General features: G+C 59.7%; 3 protein-coding genes. All 3 read right to left on the reverse strand.

All coding sequences use genetic code 11. The annotated features are described in order from the left end of the window. Positions 1-290: 290 nt before the first annotated feature. Positions 291-797 (reverse strand): metal-dependent hydrolase, encoded by a 507-nt coding sequence (locus tag GNZ12_RS41670; RefSeq protein ID WP_172318510.1) that lies wholly within the window; start codon positions 795-797, stop codon positions 291-293. A gap of 154 nt (positions 798-951) precedes the next feature. Continuing rightward, positions 952-1,305 carry a sugar ABC transporter ATPase gene (locus GNZ12_RS41675; protein ID WP_172318512.1) on the reverse strand — a complete coding sequence of 118 codons (354 nt, stop codon included), beginning with the start codon at positions 1,303-1,305 and terminating at the stop codon, positions 952-954. Between the two features lie 311 nt (positions 1,306-1,616). After that, positions 1,617-1,958 (reverse strand): porin (locus tag GNZ12_RS41680; protein ID WP_172318514.1); only part of this gene is annotated, 342 nt, incomplete at its 5' end.

The raw sequence follows: 1,958 nt of genomic DNA on the forward strand, positions 1-1,958 counted from the left end.
GAGTGCGTCCTTCTGCTCCGGTGTCAGGTCCTTGATGTCAGGCATCTTCGTCATGTCCTTCACTATGCACAGCCTGGTAGCAGTTTACAAGCGCTGAATAGTTACGCGGCAGGCAAAGAAAAGTAGGTGCCTGCCCCGCACAGGGGCGACGCCAATAGACCAATAAGAAAACAAGGAAAGGCCAACACCGCAGGCACACAGACAACAAGCGCCTCGCGGACGACCAACACGAGAAAAGACCCACACCGCGGCCAAACTTTCCCCGCGCCGAGCAGGCAAAAGACCACCCGCTACCCCATCCTCAAAAACCGCAAAACCGAAACCCCATGCAACCAGACATGCTCCCCGATAAACCAGGCCGCAACCCACGAAGCCCCTACAACGATCAAATCACAGTGCCCACTATTCCAAAGGTTGAGAGAATGCCGCCCAGCGATCCAGGGCACACCAAGCGGATTAGGCCAATCGGCCAACAGATGCATCAACCCACCACAAGCAAACCCAAACGCGGGCGCAGCATAAACCGAATGCCCAAGCCAATGATAAGAAAACACGAGCAACGCGAGCCATGCCACCCCCCAATGCGTCAACGTGCGATGCGTAATCCACAGCCTTCGCGCGCGTGACCACCAGGCCACCTCCAGCCAGTCCGGCGCGGTACTCCCTGCCACCCCGGCGATGAAACTCAACACCACGCCGATATGAAACGAACCACCGCCGCCGACGCGCGCGACAACAGCCGCCGCGATAACACCGGCTGCAAACCCAGTCGCGTGATGTGCTTTGTTGGATGCCATCGAACCTCACGACGCAGCGCGCCGGATAAAAGCTAAAGGGCGGCTATGTTCGCAGATGAGCAGATAAAAAAATAGCCGACACGCGAGATAAAAATTCGCGCATCGGCGTGGCCTTCAGTGTGGTCCTCAACAACGCAACCGTATGACCAAAAACTCAGGTCGCGCAGCGCGCAATATCGAAGCGCATTTCCGATTCAGGCGGGTCGTCCGGTGCATTCGCGGGATGCATCACCTTGATGACCGAGCCAGCGTTGAACGGCGTCAGCGTGACGAAATACGAGTTGTTCGAATCGGAGCCGACAGCGATCTCGGTGGCGTCGCCTACGCGCGACATCCGCACGCGTGACAGCTTGCCTTCGAGGCAATCGGCGATATAAGCCGGGGCGCGCTGCGAAGACACGTACATCGTCGGCTGGGACGCATCGCGGGCGGGGCTGCTGGAAGAACCGCAGGCAGCGAGAAAAGCGGTGACGGCAGCAGCAGGGGCAAGCAGGAGAAGTCTTTTCATGGTCCGATCGTCGGCGTCCCCGGTCGTGCACGGGAACTTGGGGCGCGGGCGAAGCGCGACGCGAATGAACGCAACGCTATGCTTCGCGACGAAGCCGCCGTTCAACCGCAACGACTTGACGACGTTAGGGCAAGGAAGGCAGCCGTTCTCAGCATACCCACGGCGCGTTTGCGCCGTCACTATTACTACGTCGAAACGTGAGAACGTAAGCTCCATGAAAAAACCCGCGCGTGATTGTGTCACGCGCGGGTTCGGCTGCAGAGCGGAACGGTACGCCGCTCTGCACGTGCTGCCAGAAAAATCAGAAAAACTTAGAAGCGGTGACGCAGGCCGACCGCCGCAGCAACCTGATTGCCGGTCGACGACGGCGCCAGCGTATTGATCGCCGCCACGTTCGCGCCGAAGTTGCCGAGTTCGCCGGAGGCGTGCTGGTACACGCCTTCCACATACACGTCGGTCCGCTTGCTCAGCGAGTAGTCGCCTTGCAGTGACACCGTGTGCCACTTCGGATCGCCCGAGCCGTTCGAACCCGACATCTTGCCGTCGGTGAACGTGTATGAAGCCGCGAGGCTCAGGGCCGGCGTCAGTGCGTATTTGCCGTTCAACTCGTAGTTGTCCAGATGCAGGTTCGTGCCCGCCACGCCAGGCAGCGT

This window comes from Paraburkholderia solitsugae, assembly GCF_013177695.1.
GTDB classification, from domain to species: Bacteria; Pseudomonadota; Gammaproteobacteria; order Burkholderiales; family Burkholderiaceae; genus Paraburkholderia; species Paraburkholderia solitsugae.